The following is a 3,609-nucleotide window of genomic DNA, read 5'->3' as shown; positions in this document are numbered from 1 at the left end:
AGGGCGCGGTGGGGGAATGGCGGGGAGAGGTGCATCGCGGGCTCCTTCGTGGCGTTCGGTGGCCACGATCTTCCCGCGCGCGTGCCGGCGCGTCGAACTGGAATTTCCGCAGCCGGCCTATGGCGCAGGCTGAGGGCGCTAGCTTAGAACTGGTTCTGGATGTTCTTGTAGCCTTGCACCAGCGCGTTGTTGGTGCGCACCACGTCTTCCGAGAACTCGCTCGCATCCACCGAGACGGTCGGCCGTCCGTCCAGAGCGGTCTCGGGGCCGATGCGCTCGGTGGAGCGCACGTAGAAGTTCGGCGGCAGCTCGCAGCCGTCGACCACCGCGTTGTAGCGCACCACGCTGCCGTCGCCGACGACGCAGTTGAACAGCACGCTGTTGAAGCCGATGAACACGCCGCGACCCACCCGGCACGGGCCGTGGACGATGGCGCGGTGCGCGATCGAGGTGCGCTCGCCGATCGTGACCGGCGCGCCCGACTTGGAATGGATCACCACGCCGTCCTGGATGTTCGAGTGCGCGCCGATGACGATCGGGGCTATGTGGCCGTTCGCGTCGGTCTCGTCGGCGCGGATCACGGCATAGGGGCCGATGAACACGTTCTCCTCCACCACGACCAGGCCGCAGAGGATCGCGGTCGGGTCGACGAAGGCGCTCGGGTGGATCTGCGGCAGGTCGCCGCGCGGGTTCTTGCGGATCATGGGGAGTCTCGTCTCTGGTCGATGAACTGGGGTCGACCCGATAATGCCACAGGGATGCGTTAGTGACGGCCGGCGCTCAGGGCGCCTCGCCCGCCTTCGCGTTCGCCCTGGCCTGCGCCTTGAGCGCCCGCGCCGCGGTGCGCTTGCCGCGCGCGCGGATGTTCAGCGCCTCGACCGCGAGCGAGAAGGCCATCGCCGCGTAGATGTAGCCCTTGGGCACGTGCTTGTCGAAGGCCTCGGCCGTGAGCACCATGCCCACCATCACGAGGAAGGCCAGCGCCAGCACCTTGACCGAGGGGTGCTTGTCGACGAAGTCGCCGATCGGCTTGGCGGCCACCAGCATCACGCCGACCGAAGCGATCACCGCGGCCATCATCACGGCGATCTGGTCGACCATGCCGACGGCGGTGATCACCGAGTCGAGCGAGAACACGATGTCGATGATGCCGATCTGGCCGATCACGCTCCAGAACGCGGCCTTGCGCGCGCCGCCGTCCTCGTCGGCATCGGGGCCGTGCGCCTCGCCGGCCTCGACCTCGAGGAAGATCTCGTGCGAGGCCTTGTAGAGCAGGAACAGGCCGCCCAGCAGCAGCACGATGTCGCGCCCGCTGATTCCCTGGCCGAAGACGTGGAACAGGTCGGCCGTGAGGCCCATCACCCAGCTCAGCGAGAGCAGCAGCAGCAGCCGCGAGATCATCGCGAAGCCGAGACCGAGGCGCCGCGCCTTGTCGCGCTGCTCGGGCGGCAGCCGGCCGACCAGGATCGAGATGAAGATGATGTTGTCGATGCCCAGGACGATCTCGAGGGCGGTCAGCATCGCGAAGGCGATCCAGACATTCGGGTCCAGGAGGAATTCCACGGTGTGCTCCCGGCAATGCGGTCAGGGCGCATGCCGCTCGCCAGTGTGCAGCAGCGCGGCCGGTTCGCCAACAGGAAACGAAGGATCAGTTCGCGAGCGCCTGCAGCTTCGCCCAGTCGCCGGGCCGCGCGCCGAGCTGCTCGGGCGTGGAACGCCGCGCGATGCGCTCGAGGAAGGGCTGCCGGTTGACCTGCGACACGGTCATGCCCTTGCCGCGCAGGAACTGCTCGTCTTCCAGTTCGCCGGCGATCACGCCCACATTGGTCCACTTCGCGCCGTCGACCAGCACCTTCTCGACCATGGCCTGCTGCGGCGCCGAGAGCTTGGCCCAGGCGGCCTTGCCGATCACGATGCCCAGCGTGTCGTAGACATGGGCCGTGAGCTGCACGTACTTCTGCACCTCGTAGAGCTTCTTGGCCTTCACCGTGCTCAGCGGGTATTCCTGCGCCTCGACCTCGTTCTTCTTCAGCGCGTCATAGAGACCTACGTAGGGCAGGGTCACGGGCTTGGCATCGAGCGCGGTGGCGAACAGCTGGTAGGCCGAGGCATCGGGCACGTGCAGCCGCAGGTCGCGGAAGTCCTCGGGCCGCGCGAGCGGCCGGTTCGAGGTGACCTGGCGCGCGCCGTAGTAGACCGAAGCGACCAGGTGGTTGCCGCTGCGCTCGTCGTAGCCCTTCATGAGCTGGCCCAGCAGCGGGCTCGCGAGGTACTTGCGCACGTGGTCGAGGTCCTTGAAGGCGAAGGGGTAGCTCCCCAGGCGCAGCGGCGCATAGCCCTCGGCCAGCGTGGCGGCCGTGACGTAGGCGATCTGCACCGAGTCGTTGGCCAGCATCAGCGGGTAGTCGCCCTCCTGCCCGAGCTTCGAGGCGGGCACCACCTCGATCCTGATCTTTCCCTCGGACTGCTCGGCGATCTTGCGCGCCGCGAGTTCGGCCTGCTGGTGGAAGATGCTCGAGGCCTCGTAGACATGGCCCCACTTGAGCTGCAGCACCTGCGCATGGGCGGGCGCCACGCCCACGCCGAGCGCGGCGCAAGCGAGTGCCAACAGCCAGCCACGGGCGCGCTGCCGCGGCGTCGAAATCGTCATGGTGTCTCCCAGCGGTGCGGGGCATCGGCCCGGTGCCGCATGGTAGGCATCGCGCGCGCGGGCGCGATAGGGATTTGTCCGGCCTATCGCGCGCTTCGCCGCGGCCGAGGGCTACCTCGCGTAGTCCGCGACGTCCTGGCGCGTGGGCCCGTGGGAGCCCCATTGCACGCGCAGGCCGCTCGCGGCCTCCACGCGTTCGAGCCAGTCGCGCGTGTTCGCGATGCCGGCCTCCGCATAGACCGGTTGCACGCGTTCGAGCAGGCGCGTCAGGCGCAGTTGATGGTCGAGGTCCGCCTCGGGCCCCAGGGCCAGCTGCGCGATGGTCTCGCCATCCGTATCGCGGTAGCCCTCGCACCAGCGCAGGCCCGCGTGCCCGATCGCATCGAGATGGCTCGCGACCAGGCCGTCGAGCGGTCCGGCCGCGGCGATCGCATAGCGCAGCAGCACGGCATCGGGATGCCCGCGGCGGAACGCGCCCTGCCAACCGGCGTCGGCGTTGTGCGGCTCGGGCAGCCGCGCGGCGAGCGCGGGATCGTGCGTGGGCAGCGGCCCGGCGCCATGGCGCGTGAGGTAGCTGCGCAGCACGCCCAGGTGCCGCACGGGCGGTGTGCCCAGGCCGGCGTCGCGCAGCACGGCCTCGACCGCGGCGGTCGAGACCGTGCTCCAGCTCGTGTGCGGATGGAAGCCGCGCCACTCGTCGAGCAGCACGCCCTGCGCGCCCTCGAACACCACGGCACCGGGCCGCGCCAGTTGCTCGGCGATGGCTTCGACGCTCGTGGGCGGCGCGGCGCGCAAACAGGGTTCGATGGCCACGAGCCAGCGCTGCGACAGGCTGGCATCGGCCAGCAGCGCCTGTTCGCGCTGCCAATCGGGATCGGGTCGCGGCGCGAATTCGCGCAGCAGTGCGAGGCGCAGCGCCTCGAGCTTCTCGAACGCGAGCGCCGGCCGCAGCAGGTCGC

Annotated in this window: 4 protein-coding genes; all 4 read right to left on the bottom strand. The window is 69.5% G+C overall.

The features are described 5' to 3' along the window. Nucleotides 1–143: 143 nt before the first annotated feature. Nucleotides 144–704, bottom strand: coding sequence for a gamma carbonic anhydrase family protein (locus tag AC27VN_RS35765; protein ID WP_490879690.1), 561 nt, complete (start codon nt 702–704; stop codon nt 144–146). Nucleotides 705–780: 76 nt separating this feature from the next. After that, nucleotides 781–1,521, bottom strand: coding sequence for a TerC family protein (locus AC27VN_RS35760; RefSeq protein WP_490879691.1), 741 nt, complete (start codon nt 1,519–1,521; stop codon nt 781–783). Nucleotides 1,522–1,648: 127 nt separating this feature from the next. Continuing rightward, on the bottom strand, nt 1,649–2,650 hold the full coding sequence (gene dctP / locus AC27VN_RS35755) for a TRAP transporter substrate-binding protein DctP (RefSeq protein ID WP_490879689.1): 1,002 nt from the start codon (nt 2,648–2,650) through the stop codon (nt 1,649–1,651). A gap of 111 nt (nt 2,651–2,761) precedes the next feature. Then, on the bottom strand, nt 2,762–3,609 hold an 848-nt coding region (locus AC27VN_RS35750), incomplete at its 5' end, for an adenylosuccinate synthetase (RefSeq protein WP_490879688.1).

The sequence above is a fragment of the Variovorax sp. 20P10.2.4 genome (assembly GCF_058244205.1).
Note: the sequence above shows the minus strand (reverse complement) of the source record. Positions and strands in the feature narration are given on the sequence as shown.

Coding starts and splice junctions, on each gene's coding strand:
- AC27VN_RS35765 (WP_490879690.1), bottom strand. CDS start 704: ATGATCCGCAAGAACCCGCGCGGCGACCTGCCGCAGATCCACCCGAGC.
- AC27VN_RS35760 (WP_490879691.1), bottom strand. CDS start 1,521: ATGCTGACCGCCCTCGAGATCGTCCTGGGCATCGACAACATCATCTTC.
- dctP (WP_490879689.1), bottom strand. CDS start 2,650: ATGACGATTTCGACGCCGCGGCAGCGCGCCCGTGGCTGGCTGTTGGCA.